Annotated in this window: 23 protein-coding genes and 2 pseudogenes; 12 read left to right on the top strand and 13 right to left on the bottom strand. The window is 72.7% G+C overall.

What is annotated here, in order from left to right:
• Positions 1-193: 193 nt before the first annotated feature.
• On the top strand, positions 194-1,840 hold the full coding sequence (locus C1N81_RS08245; RefSeq protein WP_394428050.1) for a purine-cytosine permease family protein: 1,647 nt from the start codon (positions 194-196) through the stop codon (positions 1,838-1,840).
• 48 nt (positions 1,841-1,888) lie between these two features.
• Here C1N81_RS08245 and C1N81_RS08250 read toward each other — a convergent pair.
• Positions 1,889-2,323 (bottom strand): annotated as a pseudogene (locus C1N81_RS08250) (SOS response-associated peptidase); the annotation flags it as partial.
• Positions 2,324-2,655: 332 nt separating this feature from the next.
• On the opposite strand from C1N81_RS08250, the gene C1N81_RS08255 reads away from it, so the two are divergent.
• Complete coding sequence (locus C1N81_RS08255) at positions 2,656-3,621, top strand: alpha/beta hydrolase family protein (protein WP_394437802.1); 966 nt, start codon at positions 2,656-2,658, stop codon at positions 3,619-3,621.
• Between the two features lie 106 nt (positions 3,622-3,727).
• Here the strand turns inward: C1N81_RS08255 and C1N81_RS08260 are convergent, their stop codons facing one another.
• Positions 3,728-3,916, bottom strand: coding sequence for a hypothetical protein (locus C1N81_RS08260; RefSeq protein ID WP_394428051.1), 189 nt, complete (start codon positions 3,914-3,916; stop codon positions 3,728-3,730).
• A 283-nt stretch (positions 3,917-4,199) separates the two neighbouring features.
• Here C1N81_RS08260 and C1N81_RS08265 point away from each other — a divergent pair, with 283 nt between their 5' ends.
• The 6 genes from C1N81_RS08265 (at position 4,200) to C1N81_RS08290 (ending at position 10,553) form a co-directional block, all read left to right on the top strand.
• The gene (locus tag C1N81_RS08265; RefSeq protein ID WP_394428052.1) at positions 4,200-4,337 is read left to right on the top strand and encodes an azolemycin family RiPP peptide; all 138 of its coding nucleotides are present in this window, start codon (positions 4,200-4,202) and stop codon (positions 4,335-4,337) included.
• 93 nt (positions 4,338-4,430) lie between these two features.
• On the top strand, positions 4,431-6,590 hold the full coding sequence (locus C1N81_RS08270) for a YcaO-like family protein (protein WP_394428053.1): 2,160 nt from the start codon (positions 4,431-4,433) through the stop codon (positions 6,588-6,590).
• Between the two features lie 64 nt (positions 6,591-6,654).
• Positions 6,655-7,749, top strand: a complete 1,095-nt coding sequence (locus tag C1N81_RS08275; protein ID WP_394428054.1) for a SagB family peptide dehydrogenase — start codon at positions 6,655-6,657, stop codon at positions 7,747-7,749.
• A gap of 40 nt (positions 7,750-7,789) precedes the next feature.
• Positions 7,790-8,728 carry an AraC family transcriptional regulator gene (locus C1N81_RS08280; protein ID WP_394428055.1) on the top strand — a complete coding sequence of 313 codons (939 nt, stop codon included), beginning with the start codon at positions 7,790-7,792 and terminating at the stop codon, positions 8,726-8,728.
• Between the two features lie 89 nt (positions 8,729-8,817).
• On the top strand, positions 8,818-9,804 hold the full coding sequence (locus C1N81_RS08285; RefSeq protein WP_394428056.1) for an SDR family NAD(P)-dependent oxidoreductase: 987 nt from the start codon (positions 8,818-8,820) through the stop codon (positions 9,802-9,804).
• 83 nt (positions 9,805-9,887) lie between these two features.
• Positions 9,888-10,553, top strand: a complete 666-nt coding sequence (locus tag C1N81_RS08290; RefSeq protein ID WP_394428057.1) for an MSMEG_1061 family FMN-dependent PPOX-type flavoprotein — start codon at positions 9,888-9,890, stop codon at positions 10,551-10,553.
• On the opposite strand, the gene C1N81_RS08295 is transcribed toward C1N81_RS08290, so the two are convergent.
• Complete coding sequence (locus tag C1N81_RS08295) at positions 10,544-11,152, bottom strand: hypothetical protein (RefSeq protein ID WP_394428058.1); 609 nt, start codon at positions 11,150-11,152, stop codon at positions 10,544-10,546. The genes C1N81_RS08290 and C1N81_RS08295 overlap by 10 nt on opposite strands.
• Positions 11,153-11,187: 35 nt before the next feature.
• Positions 11,188-12,246, bottom strand: coding sequence for a sulfotransferase (locus C1N81_RS08300; RefSeq protein WP_394428059.1), 1,059 nt, complete (start codon positions 12,244-12,246; stop codon positions 11,188-11,190).
• A gap of 102 nt (positions 12,247-12,348) precedes the next feature.
• Between C1N81_RS08300 and C1N81_RS08305 the strand changes: the two genes are divergently transcribed.
• Positions 12,349-12,798, top strand: a complete 450-nt coding sequence (locus tag C1N81_RS08305; protein ID WP_394428060.1) for a universal stress protein — start codon at positions 12,349-12,351, stop codon at positions 12,796-12,798.
• A complete protein-coding gene (locus C1N81_RS08310; RefSeq protein ID WP_394428061.1) occupies positions 12,795-13,823 on the top strand; it encodes an adenylate/guanylate cyclase domain-containing protein in 1,029 nt (342 codons plus the stop codon). Before C1N81_RS08305 ends, C1N81_RS08310 begins: the two co-directional genes overlap by 4 nt.
• Before the next feature lie 21 nt (positions 13,824-13,844).
• Here the strand turns inward: C1N81_RS08310 and C1N81_RS08315 are convergent, their stop codons facing one another.
• Positions 13,845-14,282: a lipocalin-like domain-containing protein gene (locus C1N81_RS08315; protein WP_394428062.1), complete on the bottom strand. Its 438-nt coding sequence runs from the start codon at positions 14,280-14,282 to the stop codon at positions 13,845-13,847.
• A gap of 52 nt (positions 14,283-14,334) precedes the next feature.
• Entirely contained in the window at positions 14,335-15,798 is a 1,464-nt protein-coding gene (locus C1N81_RS08320; RefSeq protein WP_394428063.1) for a lipase family protein, read from the bottom strand.
• A 218-nt stretch (positions 15,799-16,016) separates the two neighbouring features.
• Between C1N81_RS08320 and C1N81_RS08325 the strand changes: the two genes are divergently transcribed.
• On the top strand, positions 16,017-16,859 hold the full coding sequence (locus C1N81_RS08325; protein WP_394428064.1) for a maleylpyruvate isomerase family mycothiol-dependent enzyme: 843 nt from the start codon (positions 16,017-16,019) through the stop codon (positions 16,857-16,859).
• A 117-nt stretch (positions 16,860-16,976) separates the two neighbouring features.
• Here C1N81_RS08325 and C1N81_RS08330 read toward each other — a convergent pair whose 3' ends face one another.
• The gene (locus C1N81_RS08330) at positions 16,977-17,555 is read right to left on the bottom strand and encodes a TetR/AcrR family transcriptional regulator (protein ID WP_394428065.1); all 579 of its coding nucleotides are present in this window, start codon (positions 17,553-17,555) and stop codon (positions 16,977-16,979) included.
• A gap of 187 nt (positions 17,556-17,742) precedes the next feature.
• On the opposite strand from C1N81_RS08330, the gene C1N81_RS08335 reads away from it, so the two are divergent.
• On the top strand, positions 17,743-18,483 hold the full coding sequence (locus C1N81_RS08335) for an SDR family oxidoreductase (RefSeq protein ID WP_394428066.1): 741 nt from the start codon (positions 17,743-17,745) through the stop codon (positions 18,481-18,483).
• A 182-nt stretch (positions 18,484-18,665) separates the two neighbouring features.
• On the opposite strand, the pseudogene C1N81_RS08340 reads toward C1N81_RS08335, so the two are convergent.
• The 6 genes and pseudogenes from C1N81_RS08340 to C1N81_RS08365 form a co-directional block, all read right to left on the bottom strand.
• Positions 18,666-19,013, bottom strand: a pseudogene (locus C1N81_RS08340) (DUF3291 domain-containing protein); the annotation flags it as partial.
• A 31-nt stretch (positions 19,014-19,044) separates the two neighbouring features.
• Positions 19,045-19,818, bottom strand: coding sequence for a helix-turn-helix transcriptional regulator (locus tag C1N81_RS08345; RefSeq protein WP_394428067.1), 774 nt, complete (start codon positions 19,816-19,818; stop codon positions 19,045-19,047).
• Between the two features lie 106 nt (positions 19,819-19,924).
• Complete coding sequence (locus C1N81_RS08350) at positions 19,925-20,119, bottom strand: hypothetical protein (RefSeq protein ID WP_394428068.1); 195 nt, start codon at positions 20,117-20,119, stop codon at positions 19,925-19,927.
• Between the two features lie 153 nt (positions 20,120-20,272).
• Positions 20,273-21,085: an SDR family NAD(P)-dependent oxidoreductase gene (locus C1N81_RS08355; RefSeq protein WP_394428069.1), complete on the bottom strand. Its 813-nt coding sequence runs from the start codon at positions 21,083-21,085 to the stop codon at positions 20,273-20,275.
• A 103-nt stretch (positions 21,086-21,188) separates the two neighbouring features.
• Positions 21,189-21,914, bottom strand: a complete 726-nt coding sequence (locus C1N81_RS08360) for a GAF and ANTAR domain-containing protein (RefSeq protein ID WP_394428070.1) — start codon at positions 21,912-21,914, stop codon at positions 21,189-21,191.
• Positions 21,915-21,961: 47 nt separating this feature from the next.
• Entirely contained in the window at positions 21,962-22,741 is a 780-nt protein-coding gene (locus C1N81_RS08365; RefSeq protein WP_394428071.1) for a SigB/SigF/SigG family RNA polymerase sigma factor, read from the bottom strand.
• Positions 22,742-22,809: the final 68 nt, after the last annotated feature.

Here is a 22,809-nt window from a genome sequence, read left to right on the forward strand (position 1 = left end):
TATGCGAAAGCGCACTTCCCGGGCGGACGCCGGACGGGACGGAAACATCGTGTTCACGACAAGGCACGTCACGGGTAACACGCGATTCCTACCGTGACCGGCCGTGGGGAGCGGCAGAACCGCGCACGGAGCCGGACTCTCCACCGCACGCGCCCCAGCCCGCACCCCCAGAGCCCCCACCAGGAGGCCCGGCATGAGTACGACCGCGTCACGACGGACCACGCCAGACATCCCCCAGGCCGCCGAGGACCAGGCGGTGCGGGAGACCCTGGAGGACTACACCCTCCGCTTCGCGCCCCGCAGTTACCGCCGCTGGACCCCCATGGTCGTGGCCACCACCGCGCTCGGCGGCATCGCGTACATGGCCGACTTCTCCATCGGCGCCGGCATCGGCCTGACCCACGGCACCGGCAACGCGCTCCTCGCGATCGCCGTCGCCGCGGTCGTCATCTTCGTCACCGGCTTCCCGCTGGCCTACTACGGCGCCCGCTACAACATCGACCTCGACCTGATCACCCGCGGCTCCGGCTTCGGCTACTACGGCTCGGTGCTCACGAGCGTCATCTTCGCCAGCTTCACCTTCATCTTCTTCGCCCTCGAAGGCTCGATCATGGCGCAGGGGCTCAAGCTCGGCCTCGGACTGCCGCTGTGGCTCGGCTACTTGGTCTCCACGCTGATGGTGATCCCGCTGGTGATCTACGGCATGAAGGCGCTGAGCAAGCTCCAGGTGTGGACGACCCCGGTCTGGCTGCTCCTGATGGTCGGCCCGCTCGTCTACCTCGTCGCCACCGACCCGGGCACGGTCGACCGCTTCCTCGCCTACGCCGGGACCGACGGCGACGGGGGCGTGAACACGGCTTCCGTGCTCCTCGGCGCCGGTGTGTGCCTCTCGCTCATCGCGCAGATCGGCGAGCAGATCGACTACCTGCGCTTCATGCCGCCCAAGACCGAGGCCAACAAGCGCACGTGGTGGACGGCGGTCGTCATGGCCGGTCCCGGCTGGGTGGTCCTCGGCGCGCTGAAGCAGGCCATCGGTGTCTTCCTCGCCGTATACATCCTCGCCGCGGTGGGCCCGGACGTCGCGCCCGAGCCGATCCAGCAGTTCAAGGGGGCCTTCGACGCGATGCTGCCCTCCTGGCTGGTGCTGCCGCTGGCCGTGGTGCTCGTCGTGATCAGCCAGATCAAGATCAACGTGACGAACGCCTACTCCGGCTCCCTGGCCTGGACGAACTCCTTCACCCGCGTCACCAAGCACTACCCGGGCCGGATGGTCTTCGTCCTGGTCAACCTCGGCTTCGCGCTCGCGCTGATGGAGGCCGACATGTTCAGCTTCCTCAACAGCATCCTGAGCTTCTACTCGAACTGCGCCATCGCCTGGGTCGTCACCGTGGCCACCGACATCGGCGTCAACAAGTACCTGCTGAAGCTGTCCCCGCTCACCCCCGAGTTCCGGCGCGGCATGCTCTACGCCGTCAACCCGGTGGGTGTGGTGGCGTTCGTCGCCGCGTCCGGGCTTTCCATCGCGATGTACTTCCACGCCCTCGGCGACACCCTCCAGCCGTACTCACCCGTCGCCGCGGTCGTCATCGCCTTCGTCCTCACCCCGGTCATGGCGATCGTCACGAAGGGCAGGTACTACCTGCGCCGCACCGACGACGGCATCGACACCCCCGTACTCGACACCGACGGCAACCCGAGCGCGGTCACCCTCGACTGCCACGTCTGCCACCAGTCCTACGAGCGCCCCGACCTGGCCGCCTGCGCCACGCACGACGCCGTGGTCTGCTCCCTGTGCCTCAGCACGGACAAGGTCGGCGACCATGTGCTGCCGGCCGGCTGACCTCACCCGGTGGCGGTGAGCAGCCGCGGCCCGTTGTTGCGGACGTTGCAGGCCCGCGAGCGCCATCACCGACCCGTCGGCGGGGTGGATGAAGTAAGGCTGCTTGCGCGTCTTGCCGGTGGACTCGTCCTTGACGGGGTCCCACTCGTAGAACCCGTCGGCGGGGAGCAGGCAGCGGCGCTTGGCGAAGGCGGCGCGGAAAGCGGGCTTCTCGTGCACCGTCTCCACCCGCGCGTTGATCATGCGCGCGCCGATCTTCGGGTCCTTCGCCCACGAGGGCACGAGCCCCCACCGCAGGGCCCGCAACTGGCGCCCCGCCCGCTCGGCCCCGGGCCCGGCGGGGCGCTCCAGGACCGCGGGGACCGGATCGGTCGGCGCGACGTTCCAGCTCGGCTCGATCACCTCCTCCGGCCGCCAGTCCCGCACGTCGAAGAGGCGGGACAGATCCTGAGGGCCACGAGTGGCGACGTATCGACCGCACATACCGCCACTGTGCCATTTCCCGGCGAGCGGCGCGGCGCCCGTTCTTCAGTCACATGCGGCGGGTCGAGCACATGTGGCTGGACGTGCTGTTCCTGGGCGGCGACAGGACGCCGAACCCGGCCGTCGACGAGACGCGGGAGGACACCGATTGGCGGACCGACGGCGTCCGGCTCCAGCAACTGCTCGCGGAGTATGAGGCGCAGTGCGCCCCGTACCGCCGACCGCGTTGCAAAGCGGAGCGGCGCTCCATATTATTTGGAGCACCGCTCCGCTTTTGTGTGCGCCGGGCGGTTCCGGCATTCCTCGCGCCGATCCGAAGGACTGATGACCTCATGAGCAACACCCCCGCGACCACCGACACCCCGGTCGTGCGCGCCCTGGACGCGATCGTCGGCGCCGGCGACCGTGTCGTCTCCGTTGCCCCCATCGCGCTGGACGCGCCCAGCCGGGCCGTCCCCCTGAACGTGCGGGTGTCCGCGCCCGCCACCGGTACGGACCTGCCGGTGCTGCTGTTCTCGCACGGCAACGGCTGGTCTTACGACGGCTACGCGCCCTTGACGGCCTTCTGGGCCTCGCGCGGCTTCGTCGTCGTGCAGCCCTCCCACCTGGACTCCCGGCGGGACGGCATCTCCTTCGAGCACCCGGAGTTCGGCCGCGTCTGGACCGAGCGGCGCGAGGATCTGGTCCGCGCCCTCGACCAGTTCGACACCGTCGAGGCGGCCGTACCCGGGCTCGCCGGGCGGGTCGACAGGGACAGGGTCGTCGTCGCCGGGCACTCCTGGGGAGCGCAGACGGCACAGCTGCTGCTCGGTGCGCGCGTCCTCGACGCGTCCGGGAACGCGGGGCAGGACTACGCGGACCGGCGGGTCGAAGCCGGGGTACTGCTGGCGGCGACCGGGCTCGGCGGCGAGGAGCTGGCCCCGTTCGCCAAGGAGCACCTGCCCTTCATGAACCCGTCCTTCGCCGAGCTGACCACGCCGGCGCTCGTCGTCGCCGGTGACCATGACCGCTCCACGATGTCGAGCCGCGGCCCCGACTGGTTCACCGACGCCTACACCCACAGCCCCGGAGCCACCGACCTGCTCACCCTGTTCGGAGCCGAGCACTCCCTCGGCGGCATCCCGAACTGGGAGGCTGCGGAGACCACCGACGAGAACCCGGAACGCGTCGCCGTCCTCCAGCGCCTGACCACCGCCTATCTGCGCGGCGCGCTCACCTCGGCCGACACCACCTGGAAGAGGGCCGTCGCCGCCCTCGCCGACGCCGGGACGACGATCGGCCGCGTCGACACCAAGTAGCGCCCCGTCCCTGATCCGGGCGCCCGGCGGATCCGCGTGGTGCACCGCCCTGCTGCCGAACGGTCAGCGGCCGCTCGTCCGGTTCACCGGCGTCCTCGTCCCGCGGTCAGCGGCTCTGGCGCAGGCGCGCGGCCGCCGCCTCGGCGGCCTGCCGCTGCCTCCGGCTCTTGCGCACCAAGTCCCGGGCCTGGCGCCGCAGTTCGGCGGCGCGTCTTCTGATGGTCTCGGCCTCGTGGCGCGCCTGGTGCAGATCCGCGCTGCCGGCCGAGTCGGCGTAACTCCTCGCCTGCACCATCCGGGCCCACTCTCCCTGGGGTGGCCGTCCTTCCGACAAGGACGACCACGGTCAACCTACTGGACGCACTCGCGGGAACGGTGTCCGCGCCTCCGCACGCCCCTAGCCTGCGCCGCAGGGCCTCCACTCCACCCATCAGGGTGGTTAGCCGAAGGAGCCCTGTCCGGCGTCGTCGCGCGGGCCCTTCACTGAGGCGAACGGGGTGCGTCCGGACCTCCGACGCGGTTCGGGGCCGGTGCGGCCCGTCGGTCCATCAGCAGAGCAGGCTTCCAAGGAGGACATCGTGGAATCGACCACCCTTGAGTTCGACACCACCGCCGAGTCCCTGTTCGAGGAGATGACGGTACCGGAGACGGAGGAGGCCTTCGCCGGGCACAGCTGCCTGTGCTTCGCGGCCGAGGCGGAGCCGACCCGGGAGTAGCGGCTCCCGGCTCCTGGCCGCCGCAGCGCGGCCAGGAGCACCGCCCCGTACGGCACGGCACCTGGTTCTCCTCGACGTCGCGGAAGGCATCAGATGGACGACACGGACGACACGGACGCCCCGATCGCGTCACGGCGCGAACTGCGAGCCGATGTGCGGCTCGTGCCCCGCGACGACCGGCTCTACGTCTGTGCCAGCACCGAGACCCTCCGGGTCGCCCTGCGGATCGCCCCGCCGCCGGGGGCGGACGCGCGGACGGTCCGCCTCGACGCGGTGCCCGAGCAGGTGTCGCGGGCCCTGCACGAGCGCGGGATGGCGCACGGCGGCGGGCGGGAGACGCATCCCCTGTACGGGGACATGGCGGCGCTCCGCGACCGGGAGGTGGCGCTCGTCGCGCCCCGGGCACTGGCGGCGGAACTGGGCGCGCAGCTGGCGCGTGCGGGGGTCCGGACCGCCGCCGAGGGTCAGGAGGACGCGGCGGCCGTCACGGTGGTCTCCCTCTCCGTCCCCGAGGAGCACCTGGTGGCGCGGGTACGGGCCGCTCTGGAGACCGGGACGCCGATGGTCGCGTATCTCTCCACTCCGACACGGCTGTTCCTCGCCACGCTCGCGCCGCCGCACACCGCGTGCGCCGTGTGCGTGGTGCGCAGGCTCCGCGCCAACCACACATGGCAGGCCATCGCCGATCTGCCGCTCGACGTCCTGTTCGGCGCGGCGCACGACCCCGCGTGGCCGAGCACGCCGGTCGTCGTCGGACTGCTCGCCGACGCCGTGCTCACCCTCCTGGCCGGCTGCGCCGCTCCCGCACCGGGCGCCGGCACCCTGTCGGAAGTCGCGCACGGCTCGCTCGAACGCGTCGAGCACCGCCTCCTCCACCTGCCGAACTGCCCGGCCTGCGCCCACGTCGTCCCGCTGCCGAAGCGGCCCGAGGAGCCGGACCGTACGGACGACGCGGCGTCATGGGAGCGGATGCGCCCCGCCGTCGACCCGCTCACCGGCCTGGTGCTCCAGCTCCGCGTGGACGAGCGGGACAGCGCGCTGGGCGGCGCCACGTACGCACGCACGGCGGGGATGACGAAAACACGGTGGTTCTCCCCGGTGTCCGCCGAGGCGCGCGGCGGCGCGGTCAAGAACGATCCGGTGACGGCGCGGGTCTGCGCGGTGGGCGAGACGATGGAGCGGTACGCGGCCGGTGTCTACGACCCCGCGAGACTCCTGCGCGCCTCCTGGTCCGCACTGGGCGAGGAGGCGGTCGATCCCCGTACGCTGCCGCTCGGTTCGCCCGCGGAGTACGCCCGGCAGAACCGGCTGGCCCCCTGCGACCCGGACGCCGAGACCGACTGGGTGCCGGGCCGCTGCCTGAGCACGGGCGCCGTCCGCTACGTGCCGGCGTCCGCCGTCTACCTGCCCTACCGGTTCCGGCCGGGCGACCGCGCCTGGTACGACCCGATCTCCACCGGCCTTGCCGCGGGCGGCAGTTACCACCACGCGGTCCACGGCGGTCTGATGGAGGCGGTGGAGCGGGACGCGACGGTGCTGTTCTGGGCGAACCGGCTCACGCTGCCCACGCTCGACCTCGACGCGCTGCCCGAGGGCCCGGCCCGTGACCTCGTCGCACGGGTGCGCGCGCAGGGGGTCTCGGTCACGGCCAAGGACCTGACCACCGACCTCGGCATCCCCGCCGTGGGCGTGCGGTTCCTCCGGCACACCGAGCGCCGCCCCGTCACCACGCACGCCGCGCGCGCCGACCTGGACCCGCAGGCGGCCCTGCTCGGGGCGCTGGAGGAGGGCTGTCTGGGCTGGGCGGGCGCCCGGCTGTGGCAGGAACACCTGGACGACGGCGAGGACATCCCCGGCCCGGACGACGTGCTGACGACCTTGAAGGAGTTCTCCCTCTACTACTGGGCGCCCGACCGGGTACGGCACCTGGCGTTCTGGGACGAGGGGCCGGTGCGGGCGCCCGCCGCCGAGCGGCCGAGCGGCGGGCACCCCGCCGACGTGGCGGAAGGCGTCCGGCGGCTGGCCCGGCGCGGCTACGAGGCGGTCGCCGTGGACATCACGCCCGTCGATGTCGCCGAGTGCGGGGTGACGGTCGTCAGAACCGTGGTGCCGGGGCTGTGCCCGATCACCCTGCGCAGCGACTTCCACCGCCGGGGCGGCCCCCGTGTGCGCGAGGCGCCGGTCGCTATGGGGGCCCGGACGACCCCGCTGACGGAGCCGGAACTGAACCCGCTGCCCTTGCCCTTCATGTGACGCGGAGGACCGCCCCGGCCGCCTTCCGCGCCCACGGAACCGGAGACACATGAACCCCGGACACATGAACCCCCCTGAACACCCGGCGCCGACGCGGCACACACCCGGCTCACACCCGCGGACACCCGACGAGATCCGTTACCGGCGCAACCCCGACCTGGTGCTCGCCTGGCAGGACGGGGCCGGCGCGGTCCTCGTCGACTGCCGCCGCTGGCGCCAGTTCACCGCCCGCGCGCCGCTGCTCTCGCTCCTGAACGTGCTCGCCGCCCCGCTCACCGCGGAACAGGCGCACACCTTGTGGCCGGGCGACGGCAAGGATCCGGGGACGACCCGGCGCCACCTGGAGCGGCTGGCGGCGGCCGGCATCATCCTCTCCTCCGCCGGCCCGGCCCCCGTCGCCCAGGGACTGACCCCGTACGAACTCGCCGCCCATGCCCGGGCCGCCCGCGGCCCCGCCCCGCACACCCAGCGGGGCAAGCCGCCCCCCGCACGCCTCCACCACCCCGAGGCCACCGGGACCACCCCGCTCACCGGCGACGACGCCTATCCCAGCCGTCCGCTGCGCACGGTGCTCTCCCAGCGGACGTGTCTGCGTACCTTCGCCCCCGCCCCGCTCCCCCTCGCCCTGCTCGACGCCTTCCTCGCCCGTGCCGCGCGCGTACGGGAACGTCTCGGTCCGCCCGAGTGGGAACAGACCCGTCGCCCCTCCCCGTCCGGCGGCGGACGGCACAGCGTCGAGGTCTACGTGCTCGCACGCGACGTCGCCGGACTCTCCCCCGGCATCCACCACTACGACCCGTTCGACCACGCGCTGCACCGGCTGTCCCCGTGGGACGAGAGCGCGGCGACCCTCCTGCGCGAGACGGCCACCGCCCCCGGATACCTGGACCAGGCGCCGCCCGTCAGCCTCTACCTCGCCTCGTGTGCCGCCCGTACCGGCTGGAAGTACGAGGGGCTCGCCCTCAGCCTCGTCTACCGCGACACGGGCTGCCTGCTGCAGACCATGTGTCTCACCGCGACCGACCTGGGCCTGGCCGCCTGCCCGACAGGTGTCATGCGCCCCACCGCCGAAGCCGCCTTCCTGGGCCCGCACCGGGACGGCCTGCTGCACGTCGGCAACCTCGCGCTGGGCCTGGTCGCCGCCGCTGCCGAGGTGTGAGCGCCGGGTGCGCCCGCGGCGGCCTTGATAGAAATGAGGCGTGGACCCGTTGGAGGACGTACTGGCCCTGCTCGGGCTGCGCGGTCACCTGTCGGCCGGGCTGCGGGCCGGTGGCCGCTGGGCCGTGCGGTTCCGGGCGCCGTCCGGGGTGAAGTTCAACGCGGTCAGGCAGGGCGCGTGTCTGCTCCAGGTCGAGGGCGTCGCGGAGCCCGTCGCGCTGAAGGAGGGCGACTGCTATCTGCTGACCCGGCCCCTCCCGTACATCCTGCGCAGTGACCCGGACGCCGTGCCGGTGGACGCGGAGTCGGTGTTCGCCACGACGGACCGCGGTCTCGCGCGGACGGGCGACGGTGATCACGACGAAGTGCTGCTGATCGGCGGGCACTTCTCCCTGAGCGAGCGCTCCCCGGCCCTCCTGCTGAACGAGCTGCCGCCGGTCGTCCACGTCCCGGCGGGGAGCGAGCACGCCGAGACCCTGCGGTGGGCGCTGGCCCAGATCAGCGAGGAACTGCTGCGCGGCAGGATGGGCTCGTCCCTGGTCGCCGAGCACCTGGCGGCGGTCATGTTCGTCCACGTCCTGCGCCTGCACCTCGCCCACTCCACGGGGACGACGGTGGGCCTCCTCGCGGGCCTGCGGGACCCGGTCGTCGCCACGGCGCTGACCTCCCTGCACGAGCGTCCCGAGCGGCCGTGGACGGTGGCCGACCTCGCCCGGGTCTGCGCGGTCTCCCGCTCGACGCTCGCCGCGCGCTTCAAGGACCTCGTCGGCCAGGGCCCGATCGACTACCTCGGCCGCTGGCGCGTGGAACTGGCCGCTCAGCGCCTGCGCCGGTCGGACGCCACGATCGCCGCCATCGCCCGCACCGTCGGGTACGGCTCCGAGAGCGCGTTCAGTACGGCGTTCAAGCGGATCACCGGCGTCCCGCCGCGTGAGTACCGCGCCCGGCGCCCGGACACCGCCACGGAATCTGGACGCTGACGAAAGCAGCCCGGTCTTTCACTTATGGATCGTCCGTCCCTCCCTGCCTACGGTGAAGGAGAAGCATCCCGAGGCGAGAAGGACCGAGCATGAACGAGCAGCATCGCGTGACCACCCCGTTCCCCTCCCACGCGACCACGCACGAGGTCATCGACGGTGTCGATCTGACCGGCCGGCGCGTCGTCGTCACGGGCGGCGGCTCGGGCATCGGCGTGGAGACGGTGCGGGCCCTCGCGGCGGCCGGCGCGGAGGTCACCATCGCCACGCGCGACCCCGCGGCGGCCGAACCCCTCGCACGCGACCTGACCCGCGTACCGGGCGGTGGCCCGGTGCGTACGGCGCCGCTCGACCTGGCGGACCTCGGGTCGGTCCGCGCCTTCGCGCGGGCATGGCAGGGGCCCCTGGACATCCTGGTGGCGAACGCGGGAGTGATGGCGCTTCCCGACCGTCGAGTGACGGCCGAAGGCTGGGAGGCGCAGCTCGCCACCAACTACCTCGGGCACTTCGCGCTGGCCGTCGGCCTGCACGCGCACCTGAAGGCGGCGGGCTCCGCCCGACTGGTCGTGGTCAGTTCCGGCGCGCACAGGGACGTCCCGTTCGACTTCGACGATCCGCACTTCGCGCGGCGCCCCTACGACCGCTGGACCGCTTATGGGCAGTCGAAGACCGCGGACGTCCTGCTCTGCGTGGGCGCCCGCGCATGGGCCGGTGACGGCATCACCGCCAACTCCCTGAACCCCGGCTGGATCAGCACCAACCTTCAGCGCCACATCGACGCCGAGACGATGCGGGCGATGGGCGCCGTCGACGAGAACGGCGAGATCATCAAGACGCCCTACTACAAGACCGCGGTCCAGGGCGCCTCGACCTCCGTCCTGCTCGCTGCCTCGCCGCTGGTGAAGGGCGTGACAGGCCGCTACTTCGAGGACAACCAGGAGGCGCCGGTCGTCTCCGGCGCCCAGGACGAGCACATCGTGGGCGGGGTGGCGGCCCACGCCCTCGACCCGGGGGCTGCCGACCGTCTGTGGGCGTACGCGAGCGGCGTCGTGGCGCGCGCAGGGGTGACGCAGGCCTGACGGCAACTCAGGCGGAGCCTGGGGCGCGCGAGTTCGCGTACTGGGCCATCGCACCGCACCGGCCTTCTTCTAGGGTCGACGGTATGACGACCGACGCCGGGACCACCGGCCTGCTCTTCGACTCCCTCCGGGCGGACGCACTCACCGGCCCGGACCAGCTGCGCGCGCTCTACCCGCAGCCGAACCCGAACTCGATCCGCAAAGAGACCGACCGGCTGACCGCCGAGACCCGGGCGCTGATCGGCTGTTCCTCGCTGGTCTTCATAGGCAGCGCGGACACCGACGGCCGGGCGGACGTGACGCCGCGCGGCGGCCCGCCCGGGTTCGTCTCGGTGCTCGACGAGCGGACCCTGGCGATACCCGACGCCACCGGCAACAAGCGGCTCGACACCCTGCACAACGTGGTGCGGACCGGCCACGTCGGCCTGCTCTTCCTCGTCCCGGGCCGTCCGACCACGCTCCGGGTCAACGGCCGGGCCTGTGTCTCGGCACGCCAGGACCTGCTCGACCAGCTCACCCCGGTCGGGAAGCCGCCGGTCACGGCGCTCGTGGTGCGGGTCGACGAGGCGTACCCGCACTGCCCGAAGTCGCTGATGCGGGGCAACGCCTGGCGGCCCGAACGGTGGCTGCCCGCCGAGGCCCAGCCGACCAGCGCCCAGGTCACCCTGGCCCAGCTGGACCTGCCCGGCCTGACCGTCGAGCAGATCGAGGAGACCGAACGGGAATCGCTGCGCCTGCGTTACGAGTGAACGCCGCCCGCGCGCCCGGCCTCCGGCGAGTCCTGCGCGCCCTCGTCCAGGCACAACTCGCGCCGGACGTGCTCCAGCCGCCGCCGCTGTCGCCGCAGCGTGAGCGAGTTGACCAGGAACACCACCACCAGCACGAGGTTGAAGCAGGCCAATCCGTAGGCGCGGTCGCTGAACTCCAGCACGCCGGTCAGGAGCCACACCAGCGCGGCGAGCGTCATCAGGCCCCGCACCCACCTGCGCCGCTGGGTGCTGAGCGCATGGCCCTGACGTGTGGCGACGTCGATCGCGGCCGCTCGCTCCGCGGGATCGTCCGGAACCCGGCCGCGCGCGACCTGACGGCCCACCCGCAGGTACCGGGCGCCCCCCAGGCCGAACCGCGCCGCACGTTGCCGGGCCCAGCACGCCGCCACGACCACACCGGCCAGGACCAACAGGCCGTAGGCGGCGGCGAACAGTACGCCCCGCGAGACATCCATCGAACTCTCGCCGGTGACCGCGCCCACCAGGAAGCCCGCCGACGCCGACGCCACCAGCCCGACCAGGGCGAGCCGTATCGCGCCCCACCGGTCGCGCCTGCCCGACTTCCCGGCCCGTGACATGCCCGGCCCCCTTCGCCCGCTTCGTACTCGACCGGCTACCCCCGTCGGCCCCCGTCACCCGCGCTTCCGGCGAGCGCTCGCGTGCCCGGAGCGCAGCTGGTGACCAGCGAGTCGAACTGCGCGGCGGTCAGCTCCCGTGCGGCGCTCCCCCGGCGGCTGCCGTCGAGATGGGCGCAGGCACCGTCCAGCCAGGGCGCGTGCGGCTCGACCCCGACGAACGCGGCGAGCCGGGCCAGTTCCGTCCGGGGGCCGTCGAGGAGGTCCTCGTAGGAAAGTGCCGCACGCTGCTCGGCGGGCAGGGTGTCGAGGAACCGGGCTCCCTCGCCGACGAGTTCGGACCACAGGGCGCCGAAGCGCGGCAGGGGGAGGTCCCGGTCCCGGACGAGTGCGGGGTCGAAGCGCTCGTTCAGCAGCGGCGCCAGATCCGGGGGCAGGAGACGCAGGTGCTCGGGGGTCAGGTCGCCGACGTTCTCGACGCCCGTCCGTTCCCTGATCTCGCGCATCAGGGTGATGACCCGGTATCCGGGGTGGCGGCTCATGGACAGGGCGCAGTCCGGCCCGTCGCGGTGGAGATGCACGAACTTCGCGTACGGGAAGGCGGCGCGCAGCTTCGGCGCCCAGCCCGTCGAGTAGCCGGAGCGTTCGACGACGGCGCCGCGCCCGAACCGTGCGCTCAGCCACGCGAACAGCGCTTCGTGGTGCCCGGCGGCGCTCCGGGCGGGCCAGGCGACGGCCGCCGCGCGGATCTCGTCGAGGAGTCCGTCGGGGTCGTCGGTGAGGTGGGGCAGCACCATGAGGGAGAGGGCGGGGATCCCGGCGGCCTGCGCCGAGTAGCGCCCCGGGCGGCGCGTGTAGAGGAACTCCGGCATCGGCAGCCCGCTGCGGATCATGCTCGCGAAGTAGGGGGTGGGCCGGTGCAGGGCCTCCCAGAACTCCGCGCCGGTCAGCCGTCCTTCGGGGAACGCGGTGTCACCGACCGAGGCCATGTACTCGTTGAGGCTCAGCACGTCGGGGTGCGCGCGGAGGATGCGGGACAGCGCGGTGGAACCGCTGCGACCCGTTCCGATGACGAAGGTCAGGCTGGACAAGATCACTCCCTGTGGTGTCGCCGGACTTTCCTGTCACATCTTGCCCAGGACACGCACCACGCCCTACCTTACTTTCAAGTAAGTTTACTACGGGGTAAGGGGATTGCCTTGGTCGCCTATCAGACTGTGCTGGTCGGGACGGACGGCTCGGAGTCGTCGTTCGCCGCGGTCGCGAGCGCCGCCCGGCTCGCCGCGGCCTGCGGGGCCGCACTCGTGATCGCCTGCGCGTACTCCCCGATGCGCGGGGCCGAACTGTCCGAGGCGCAGGACCAGTTGGGCGCCGAGGCGTACCAGGTGGTGGGCTCCGCCCCCGCCGAGGACACGCTGCGGGTGGCGAGCGACAAGGCGCGGGCGGAGGGCGCGACGGACGTCCGCTCGGTCGCGGTGCAGGACGAGCCCGTTCCGGCGCTGGTCCGGGTCGCCCAGGAGTGCTCCGCCGATCTGGTCGTCGTCGGCAACCGCGGCCTGCGCTCGCTCGCCGGGCGCATCCTCGGCTCGGTGCCCGCGGACATCGCCAGGAAGGCCGGGCTCGACGTCTTGATCGTGCACACCACATGAGTGCGAAGGACCCGAAAGCGCAGCCGGCGGCAGGCCCGTCCGGCGCCGACGAACTGCGCGGCGTCATCGAGGAGTTGCTGCTCGGTGGCGGCCGCCTGTGGACGAGGCCGGACATCGCCGAGCGGTCGGGGGTACGGCCCGAGCGTTCGGCACAGATCTGGCGCGTGCTCGGCTTCCCGGTGGTCGACGACGACGCGCGGGTGTTCACCGACGCCGACGTCGACGCGCTCCGCGCGGGCGAACGCCTCATCGCGGCCGGGCTCATCACGGAGGAGAGCGAGACGATGATGGCCCGCGCCCTGGGCCACCATCTGTCCCGGCTCGCCGACTGGCAGATGCACACCCTCTGGAACTGGCTCGGCCACGACCAGGACTCCCCCGACGGCGAAGCCGCCCTGCTGCGGCACGCCGCGGCCCTGCTGCCGGAGCTGGAGCTGTTGCAGCGGCACGTGTGGCGCCGCCACCTCGCGGCCTCCGCGGGCCGGATGCTCGCGGACGGCTCCGCGCCGCCCCGCGAGGACACCGACGTCCGCCATCTGGCCGTGGGGTTCACCGACATGGTCGGGTACACGCGGATGACCCGCGGCCTCGACAGCGTCGCACTCGCCCGCGTCCTCGACCGGTTCGAGAGCCTGACCGGCGATGTGATCGCCGAGGGCCGCGGCAGGGTCGTCAAGACGATCGGCGACGAGGTCCTCTTCGTCTGCGAGTCGGCGTCCGAGGCCGCCGGAATCGCCCTGGAACTCACCGCGCGCGCCCAGGACGAACCGAGTCTGCCGCACCTGCGGACCGGCCTGGCCCACGGCGCTGTCCTCCACCGCTTCGGCGACGTGTACGGGGCGGCGGTCAACATCGCGGCCCGGCTCACCGCGGTGGCCCGCCCCGACACCGTGCTGGCAGACACGGCGTTCGCGGGTGAGCTGGCGGGCACGACGGCGTACGACCTGAAGGTGCTGCGCCCGGTGTCGGTGCGCGGGTACAGCAGGCTGCGGCCCGTCCTGCTGCGGCCGGCCCGCGCCCGATGACGGCGGGCAGGTGGGGCAGGTCTACCGGGCTACCTGACCGCCGAGGGGTTCGCGCCTGCGCCAGGTGAGAACGGGCTGCCCCTCCGCCTGAGCGGGCGGGCGGAGGATCAGCAGGTCACCCTCCAGCTCATAGTTGCGGCGGAGGACGAGGCCCACCCACGACGGGTCGAAACCGCACTCCACGTGGTGTGCGACACTGCGCGACTCCGGATCGAGGAGGTAGCGGCCCGCGTACGCGAGGAAACGCGGGAGGGCCGCCGGCCCGGCCGCCACCGGATCGGCCCCCGCCGGATTCCGTTCCGCCATGAGCTGGGCGGAGACGAGTCCTTGCGGCGTGTAGATGCCGAGGCCGGTCGGGTGCTCCCCGAACAGACGCTCCACCCGACCGTCGGCCGCCCGGACCTCGAAACTCACCAGGTCCCAGACGCCGACCAGCGACTCCGTCGCCGCGTGCGCCATGTCCACCACCCCTCCCGGGTCTCTTCGGGTACTCGTCCACTCGTCACGGGCTCTACGGCATCAGGCAGTTGCCGAGTTCGAGGCGTCCGGCGAAGCGGTCGCCGAGCCACTTCACCACGTCGTCCTTGGCCTGCTGGTCGGCCAGCAGGTGGTCGCCCGGGTAGAGCTTCCACTGCGTGGTGATCCCGGCGGAGCAGTATGCCCTTCGGGTCGCGTCCTCCGTCGAGGTGGGGATGACCTCCTCGAGCATGCCGCGGTACTGGAGAACGGGGAACTTGATCTCGTACCGGGCACCCGACCCCTTCCGGCCGATCCCCGTCCCGAGCTTCTGCTCGTCGACGACCTGCCCCCACGTCTTGCCGTCGGTCCCGGTCAGGGCGTAGATCTGCTCGAGCGACAGACCCCGCTCGGTGAAGTTCTCCAGCTTCTGTCCCGCGAACCCGGCGACGGTGCCCGCCAGGCACAGCGACTTGGCCCTGGCGACCGCGGAGCGGCCCGAGCTGTTGAACAGTTCATCGAAGGGCATCGCCGGGTGCGAGGCCGCGAGCCCGATCACGGCGTCGGCCAGGAACCCGGCGAAAGCGCCCCCGTTGAGCCCCTCGGCCACCACGCGCAGGTCCCCGGGAACGCCGCCCGACGCGTCACCCACGACATTGAGCTCCGGCGCGTACGAGCTTGCCAGCTGGGCGGCCCAGAGGCTGGCCGCGCCGCCCTCGGAGTAACCCCAGAGGCCGACCGGGGCCGACTGCGCGACACCGCTGCCGGGCACGCGCGACGCGGCGCGCGCGACGTCGAGCAGGGCGTGCCCCGCGTCGCCCCCGGACACGTAGGGGTGGGTCCGGCCGTCCAGGTAGCCTGCGCCGTCCGTCGCCGCGACCGCGTAACCGGCCTTGAGGAGCGCGGCGATGTTGTCACCCTCGTACATGTCCTGGTAGGCGCCGGACAGTTGCTTGGAGAAGGCGCACTGCGGACCGAGACCCAGGGTGCCGGGGTTGAAGGCGACGACCGGCCTGCTGCCGGAGCCCCGCCACGCCTCGTCGGGCACGGCGATCGTGCCGGACACGGCGACGGGGGCGCCCGCGTTGTCACGGGAGCTGTACTGCACTTTCCACGCGTGCAGGGGGATGGAGCCGGGCACATGCGGCAGGTCCGTCGCCTTGCAGACGAGGACGCTGCCCGGGGCCGCGGTGACGGCGGCGGGCGGCCGGTAGATGTCCGCGTCGGCGGCGGAGCAAGTGGCGGCCGTCGCTGCTGTCGGGGTGGGGGCGGCGGTCGCTGCTGTCGAGGTGGCGGCGGCGGTCGCTGCTGTCGGGGTGGCGGCGGCGGTCGCTGCTGTCGGGGTGGTGGCGGGTGACGCCTCGGCCGTCGTCGCGGGTGCGACGAAGGCGCCGCCCGCCAGAGCCGCGGCGAGCAGTGGGCCGAGGGCTCGCCTGCCCCGTCGTGCGACGCCCGCGCCGCGCGCTCCCGCGCGGTCGGCTCGTGATCCGCTGCCGCTCGTTCCTGGTCTGCGCACCATGTGCTCCCTGGGTCGGTGGCGAACGGCCGGGGTCGGTCGACCGTTCCGGTCACCGTGAGGCTCGCAGCGGCGACGCGAGCCCGAATAGTCAGCGGGACCACACCCTTGCCCCCTGAAACTGTGCGCGCGGCGCAACGAAGTCACGGCGCGCGGGACGGCGCAGGTGTGTGCGGAGTATTCGATGGCGCGCCCCCGCTCCCGGCTGACACGCTGCGACCATGACTCCTGGGACCGGCGGCGTGCCCGACACCAGCTGGCTGGGCCGCCCCCTCGACGCGCGCGCCCTGTTCGGCCCCGAACTCCGCTCCCTCCTGAGGACGTTGAGTGATCTGGCGCCTTCCGACTGGCGCCGGACGGCGGCCGGGCACTGGACGGTGCACGACGTCGCCGCCCACCTCCTGGGCGACTTTCACAGCCGCCTCGGTCACGGCTCCCGGGGCGGGTTCGCCGAGGGGGAGACGGTCGAGACCTTCATCCACCGCACCAACCAGGAATGGGTCGACCTGCACGCGGACGAGAGCCCCGCAGCGCTCGTCGACGCGCTGGCGGACGCGGGCACCCGGCTCGCCCGGCGGTTCGCCGCGGCCGACCTCGACGCGCCCGCCCTCGGCGTGTCCTGGGCGGGCGTCGATCCCGCACCGGCGTGGCTCGACATCGCGCGGGAGTTCACCGAGCACTGGACGCATCGCCAGCAGATCCGCCATGCGGTCGGCCTCGCCACCGACCCCGGACCGCGCGCCCTGACCCTCGTCCTCGACACCTTCATGCGGGCGCTGCCGCACACCCTCCGACATGTGTCGGCGCCGCCAGGTGTGCAGGTCCAGGTCCTGGTCGAGGGCCCGGCCGGTGGTACATGGGCGGCGACCGCGGCGAAGGGCCGGTGGTCGTTGGCCGAAGCGCCGCGTGCCCGCCCCGAGGCGGCCGTGACGCTGGACACGGAGACCGCCTGGCGCCTGGCCACGCGGGGCATCGAACCCGCTCAGGCCCTGTCCCGCGCCCGCGTACGGGGCGACCGCCGGTTCGCGGAGGCCGCGTGCCGGATCGTGTCCATCGTCCGCTGAGACGGCCCGACGGGGCGAGGTCCAACGGGGCGGGGCAGTTGGGGCGGCTACTGGGCCGGGGGCTGCTCAGGCGGGTCTGCTCAGGCGGGTCTAAGCAGACGGTCTAGGCAGGCCGGTCTACTCAGGCGGTACGAGGGAGTCGGCAAGCCGCACGGCCTCCCGTTCGCCCAGTGGTGCGTGGCCGAGCAGGAAGCGGTACCAGAAGACCCCGTAGACCTGATCCACCATCAGGTCGAGGTCGCTGTCCGGCGTCAACTCGCCCCGCTCCCGCCCGCGCGCGAGCACCTCGCGCAGTGCGGCCCGGCGCGCTTGGGTGAACTCCCGCATCAGATCGGCCAGATGGGGGTCGCGGGCGGCCTCCTGGGCCAGGGTCCGCAGGGCCGGGCCGACCGGCGCCGCCTGCGCCTCCGCGAACGTCGACGTGATGAGAGCCCGCAGATCCGCGCTCAGGGAGCCGGAGTCCGGCACGGGCACGGCTCGCTCCGCGCGGTCGGTCAGCGCGTCGAGCAGCACCGCACCCTTCGAGGGCCACCACCGGTAGAGCGTCTGCTTGCCGACACCCGCCTCCCGCGCGATGGCGTCGACGCCGACGGACGCGCCGTCCGCGTCCGCGATCAGCCGCAATGCCGTGTCGAGGACGGCCCGGCGGGCCTCTTCATTGCGGCGGCGTCCCGTGTGGGCGCGTTCGGCACTCATCACCGTCACCTGACCTTCTTCGTCGCTCGTGAACCCGAACCCCTTGACGAGACTACCGGTCTCGGCAACACTCATCTTACCGAGACCGACGGTCTCGACAAAGAGGGGAGGCGGAGAGCCTTCACGCCTTTCCGCCCACACCGACACACCCACACACCACACACCACAAGAAGAAGACGGGCTCACCATGGAAACCGCAGCACCTTCCACCACCGCTCACGCCGTCGTCATGGGCGGCAGCTCCGGCATCGGCGAAGCCACCGCCGCCCTCTTCGCCCGCGGCGGCGCCGAGGTCACGATCACCGGACGCGACCGGACGAAGCTCGACGAGGCCGCGGCCCGGATCGGCGGCAAGACGACCACGTACCGCATGGACGCCACCGCGCAGACGGACATCGAGGCGTTCTTCGCCACCACCGCCCCCATCGACCACCTGGTCATCGCGGTCAGCGGCGCGGCGGGCAGCGGCCCGTTCGCCTCGCTGGACCTGGCCGGGCTGGCACACGGCTTCGACGCGAAGTTCTGGCCCCAACTCCGCGTACTGCAGGCGGCGTTACCTCACCTGACCGAGCGCGCCTCCGTCACCTTCATCACGGCCGCCTCGGCCCGCGCCGCCTTCCCCGGCACCGCCGGCCTGGCCGCGATCAACGGTGCCCTGGAGGCGATGGTCCCCCCGCTCGCCGTCGAACTCGCCCCGCGCCGTGTCAACGCCGTCTCCCCCGGCGTCATCGACACCCCCTGGTGGAGCCGCGTCCCGGCCGCGCAGCGCGAGGAACTCTTCGCGGGTCTCGCGAAAACCACTCCCGTGGGCCGCGTCGGCGCGCCCGAGGAGGTCGCGGCGGCCATCAACTCCCTTGCCACGAACGGCTTTATCACCGGCGTGGTCCTGGACTGCACGGGCGGCGCGAACCTGGCCACGGGCCGCTGAGAGCCTGCCTGCAAACCCCCGCCTGCGCCCCGACGCCCGGCACGCAAGGCGCCTACCCCACCCGGAGCGGGCCGTCGGCCTCCTCCGCCGAGTAGGAGGAGGCGAAGGTGAAAGCCGCGGGGGTCGGCCCGCAGTGTCGTCAGCCGCTCCAGGGCCTCCTCGACGGTGGGGATGTGCCCGGCCGGGACCCACCAGAGCACCAGGTGCGCCTGCACGTGCCGGTCGAACCATTCGCGTCTGCGCCGCATCACCTCCAGGTGTCCGCTGCGGTAGGTGAAGTCCCACAGCGCCTCCTGGCTCTCCCACACCGAGAGGTTCACGACGACGTCCTCGCCCGCCGGGCGCAGACCGGTCGCGTCGTTGGCCCCGTCGGCCACGAGCCGCCACACGAAGCCGGGCGCGGCGTCGGCATCGGCGTTGATCGGGTCGAGCTGTGCGACGAACTCCGCCATGTGCGGGTCGTCGAAGGCATGGCGAAGGGTGACGACGTTCAACTCGGCCAGCTGGAAGGCGCGTCGGGGTGAGGTCATGGCGCCATCCCAGCACGGAGGCTTTTCTATGTCAATGAAGGTTGTTTTTAGAAGCGTCGTCGCCACCGGACCCTTCGAGGACCCCTCCGGACCCTTCGAGGACCCCTCCGGAGTCTTCGAGGACCACGCAGCACTCCCCCGGCCGGGCGTCCATCCGCGCCCTCACCGGACCGTCGCCGATCAGCCCTTCCAGCAGCGCCAGGTTCATGCCGCAGACGAGGGGCGGGAAGCGCTCCGCGACCACGTGGAAGGGGCAGTTGCGCATCCGCACGACGCGCAGGCCCGCGCCGTCACCCTTCCTGTCGCCCTCCGTGGCACCCTCCCCGTCGCCCGCGTCGGGGGATTCCAGGTGCGGGGCGTAGCCACGGGCGGCCAGCACATCCACTGCCTCGTGCACGTTGGCGCAGGGCCTTGCGGAGCCCCGGTCGGCCTCGCCCCGCCTGCGGGCCGTCTCGAACAGCCGGGTGTCGAGGCCCGCCTGCTCGGCGGCTTCCGCGAGCAGTTCGGCGGCGGTGCGGTAGTCGCGGGCGGGCAGCGACACGGACCGTTCGGCGCGGGCGGGCGAGTAGACCTTGGCGGGGCGGCCCGCACCGGGTCCCGTCCGGCCGGTCAGGCGGCGGCTGCCGCTGTCCAGCAGGCCGACGTCGGTGAGCTTGTCCAAGTGGTGCGCGGCCAGGGTCCGCGCCACTCCGGCCGCCTCGGCCGCCTCGTTGCGGCCCACCTCGCGGCCCTGCTCCACCACGTACTCGTACAGGCGACGGCGCACCGGATCCTGCAGGGCCGCGATCGCATCGATGTCTTCCACCCGGCCAGTGTAGGAACTCTATGAACAACCGGGGTTGGCGGTAGAGAGGTGCGACCGACGTCGCGGGCGCCGTCGCGACCTACCTGGCGGACGCCGTCGCGGGCGCTCAGGCGGGGTGGTCCGGCTGCTGCTCGGGAGGCGTGCCGCCGCCCTTGCCACCGCCCTTTCCGCCGCGGTCCGTACCGTGTGCGTGGCCGCCGTTCACCGCGGTGGGCTGTGCCGCCTTACGGGCTTCACTGTCCTGCGGCGTGCCCGCTCCCTTGTCGCTGCGCCGCAGTTCGGGCTGTTGCGGATTCGACATGGCTTCCTCCTTGCGTCACCTGCGGATCGAGACACGTATCGGTCGTGGTCCGAGACACGTGCTGCGACCCGAGTGACACCTGTGCGCCGTCCGAAACGTTCGGCGTGTGAGCACCTGGACGACGTCAGTGCCTCCCCGGGCAGCGGTGGCGTCCTACCCCTTCGGCCCGCTTCCGTCCCCGGGACCGGTGCCCGGCTGCGCCATCCGCCGGTGGGCCGCGGACTTGACCCCGTCGGGCACCACCTTCCCCGCCAGTTCCTGCGCCCTGGTCAGGAGCGAGCCGGTGACGACCTTCCGCTCGCCCTTCACGATCGCCTCGTACGCCTGCGCCGCCACCTGCGCGGGGTCGTCCTTCCTCATGGCGCCCATCCGGGTGTCGTCCGCCATGCCCGCCCTGCGGAAGAAGTCCGTCTCCGTCGGGCCCGGCATGAACGAGGTGACCGTCACGCCGGTGTCCTTCACCTCCTCCGCCAGCGCCTGGGCGAAGGACTGCACGAACGACTTGGACGCGTTGTAGACGGGCTGGAACGAGCCGGGCACCGTCGCGGCGACGGACGAGGTGAAGGCGATGCGGCCGGTGCCGCGCGCCACCATGGCCCGCAGCAGCGTCTTGGCGAGGCGGACGTTCGCGGTGACGTTCAGGTCGATGACCGCCTGGTCGTCGGCGAGGTCGGTGTCGACGAAGGCGCCGCCCTGTCCCACTCCGGCGTTGAGCACAGCCACGTCGACCGTCAGCTCGCCGAGCGCGTCGAGGAGCCGGTAGCGCCCCTCGGAGGTGCGGAGATCGGCGCGGACGACGTGTACCTCGGCGCCGCTCGCCCGCAGGTCCCGGGCCGCGGACTCGAGCCGTTCGTCCTCGGCGTTCACCACGAGGTCGTAACCGTGCCGCGCGAACTGCGCGGCCAGTGCGAGGCCGATTCCGCTGGACGCGCCGGTGATCAGGGCGAGTGGCCGTGTTTCCGTCATGGTCTACGAGTAACCGCCGCGCCCCGGGCCAAGCCCGTGAGGTGGGCGGCTTCACCCGCACCGCCGCGTCCGTGCGCGGCCGGCCGGGCGAACGGCGCGCCCTTCAGGGCCGGCCCCGCAGTTCGGGTTCCGTGGGCGGGCGGCCGGTGACGTTGGTGACCAGTTGGGTGCACAGGTCCCGGAGTTTGATGTTGCGGTGCTGGGAGGCGGAGCGCAGGATGCCGAACGCCTCGTCCGCGGTGCAGTGGCGCTGGCCCATGATGATGCCGAGCGCCTGGTCGATGACGCCGCGCGAGCGCATCGCGTGCTGCATCTGGTCGGCGAACTGCTGGGCGTCGGTGAAGCGCTGTGCCAGGGCGATCCCGCCGGTGGCCTGGGCGGCGAGGGAGCGCAGGGCGCCGAGGTCGGCGTCGGCGAGCCCGTCGGGCGGGGCGGCGTACAGGTTGAGCGCGCCCGCGGTGTCGGTGTGGGCGGCGATCGGGAGCGACAGGGACGAGCGGATGCCGCAGGAGACGGCGTAGGCCGGGTAGTCGCCCCAGCGGTGCTCGTGCAGCATGTCGTGGACGGCCACCTCCTCGCCGCTGCGCAGGGACTGCAGGCAGGGGCCGTCGTCCTGCCCGTACTGCTTCTCGTCGAGCTTCGCCGCCACGGTCCCGACGCTGACCACGGTCGTCGGCCTGCCGTGGCCTTCCAGCGTCACCCCGATGCCCTCGCAAGGGGCCAGTGCGAGGGCGGCGTCGGTCAGCGTCTGCAGGAAGTCCTCCAGCGACTCCATGTCCAGGAGCCACTGGGTGATGTGGCTGCTGTCGTACGTGCCCCGGGTGCTCATCCGCTCTCCTTTCGCCAGGTGCCGGGTGCGGGCCCACCGCCCGCGCGCTAGGCGGCGGCCCGGTCGCGGACGCGGGCACAACTGTGGTTGATCAGGCGGGAGATCTGCATCTGCGAGACGCCGATCTTCTCGGCGATACGGGCCTGCGTCATGTCCTCGAAGTAGCGCAGGTACAGGATGTGGCGTTCCCGCTCGGGCAGGGCGCGCAGCCCCGCCTTGGCGGCCTCGCGCGCGTCGATGCGGTCGTACGCGGCCTCCTCGCCGCCCAAAGTGTCGGCCAGGCTGAACGCGTCCCCCTGCTCCTGGCCGGAGGCGGTCGCGGCGTCCAGGGACAGGGCACGGTAGCTGTCGAGCGCCTCCATCCCCGCGCGTACCTCCTCCAGCGTCAGCTGCGCGCCGGCGGCGATCTCCTCCAGGGCGGGCTCACGGGTGCGGCCGGGCTGGTCGAGGATGTCCCGGCGGGCGACCCGGACCTTGTTGCGCAGTTCCTGGACCCGGCGCGGGACGCGGACGTCCCAGCCGTGGTCGCGGAAGTGGCGGCGTATCTCCCCGGTGATCGTCGGAACGGCGTACGCCTCGAAGGCGCCCTGCGCGGGGTCGTAGCGCTCGATCGCCTTCACCAGGCCCATCGCGGCGACCTGCTGGAGGTCCTCCAGGTTCTCGCCGCGGTCCTTGAACTTGACGGCGATCCGGTGGGCCATCGGCAGCCAGGCTGTCACCAGCTCTTCGACCAGCAGTTCCCGCTCTCGTCCAGCGGGCGCGGCGACCAGCCGGACGAAGGCTGCCGCGGTGTCGGGAGCGTCGGTGTGGGGACGGCGCACGGCCATCGGGTGCTCCATTCGTACGGGGTGATGTGACCGCGGGAAGCGGCACCCCGTGACGACAGGCATCCGGA

It is taken from the genome of Streptomyces sp. SGAir0957 (genome assembly GCF_043523415.1).

Bases quoted from the DNA above. Each gene is read 5' to 3' on its own strand.
- C1N81_RS08355 (WP_394428069.1), bottom strand. From the start codon at position 21,085: ATGACGGAAACACGGCCACTCGCCCTGATCACCGGCGCGTCCAGCGGA.
- C1N81_RS08270 (WP_394428053.1), top strand. From the start codon at position 4,431: ATGGACGACACGGACGACACGGACGCCCCGATCGCGTCACGGCGCGAA.
- C1N81_RS08330 (WP_394428065.1), bottom strand. From the start codon at position 17,555: ATGAGTGCCGAACGCGCCCACACGGGACGCCGCCGCAATGAAGAGGCC.
- C1N81_RS08360 (WP_394428070.1), bottom strand. From the start codon at position 21,914: ATGAGCACCCGGGGCACGTACGACAGCAGCCACATCACCCAGTGGCTC.
- C1N81_RS08325 (WP_394428064.1), top strand. From the start codon at position 16,017: ATGACTCCTGGGACCGGCGGCGTGCCCGACACCAGCTGGCTGGGCCGC.
- C1N81_RS08260 (WP_394428051.1), bottom strand. From the start codon at position 3,916: ATGGTGCAGGCGAGGAGTTACGCCGACTCGGCCGGCAGCGCGGATCTG.
- C1N81_RS08335 (WP_394428066.1), top strand. From the start codon at position 17,743: ATGGAAACCGCAGCACCTTCCACCACCGCTCACGCCGTCGTCATGGGC.
- C1N81_RS08315 (WP_394428062.1), bottom strand. From the start codon at position 14,282: ATGGCGCACGCGGCGACGGAGTCGCTGGTCGGCGTCTGGGACCTGGTG.
- C1N81_RS08310 (WP_394428061.1), top strand. From the start codon at position 12,795: ATGAGTGCGAAGGACCCGAAAGCGCAGCCGGCGGCAGGCCCGTCCGGC.
- C1N81_RS08275 (WP_394428054.1), top strand. From the start codon at position 6,655: ATGAACCCCCCTGAACACCCGGCGCCGACGCGGCACACACCCGGCTCA.
- C1N81_RS08255 (WP_394437802.1), top strand. From the start codon at position 2,656: ATGAGCAACACCCCCGCGACCACCGACACCCCGGTCGTGCGCGCCCTG.
- C1N81_RS08365 (WP_394428071.1), bottom strand. From the start codon at position 22,741: ATGGCCGTGCGCCGTCCCCACACCGACGCTCCCGACACCGCGGCAGCC.
- C1N81_RS08350 (WP_394428068.1), bottom strand. From the start codon at position 20,119: ATGTCGAATCCGCAACAGCCCGAACTGCGGCGCAGCGACAAGGGAGCG.
- C1N81_RS08285 (WP_394428056.1), top strand. From the start codon at position 8,818: ATGAACGAGCAGCATCGCGTGACCACCCCGTTCCCCTCCCACGCGACC.
- C1N81_RS08290 (WP_394428057.1), top strand. From the start codon at position 9,888: ATGACGACCGACGCCGGGACCACCGGCCTGCTCTTCGACTCCCTCCGG.
- C1N81_RS08320 (WP_394428063.1), bottom strand. From the start codon at position 15,798: ATGGTGCGCAGACCAGGAACGAGCGGCAGCGGATCACGAGCCGACCGC.
- C1N81_RS08245 (WP_394428050.1), top strand. From the start codon at position 194: ATGAGTACGACCGCGTCACGACGGACCACGCCAGACATCCCCCAGGCC.
- C1N81_RS08295 (WP_394428058.1), bottom strand. From the start codon at position 11,152: ATGTCACGGGCCGGGAAGTCGGGCAGGCGCGACCGGTGGGGCGCGATA.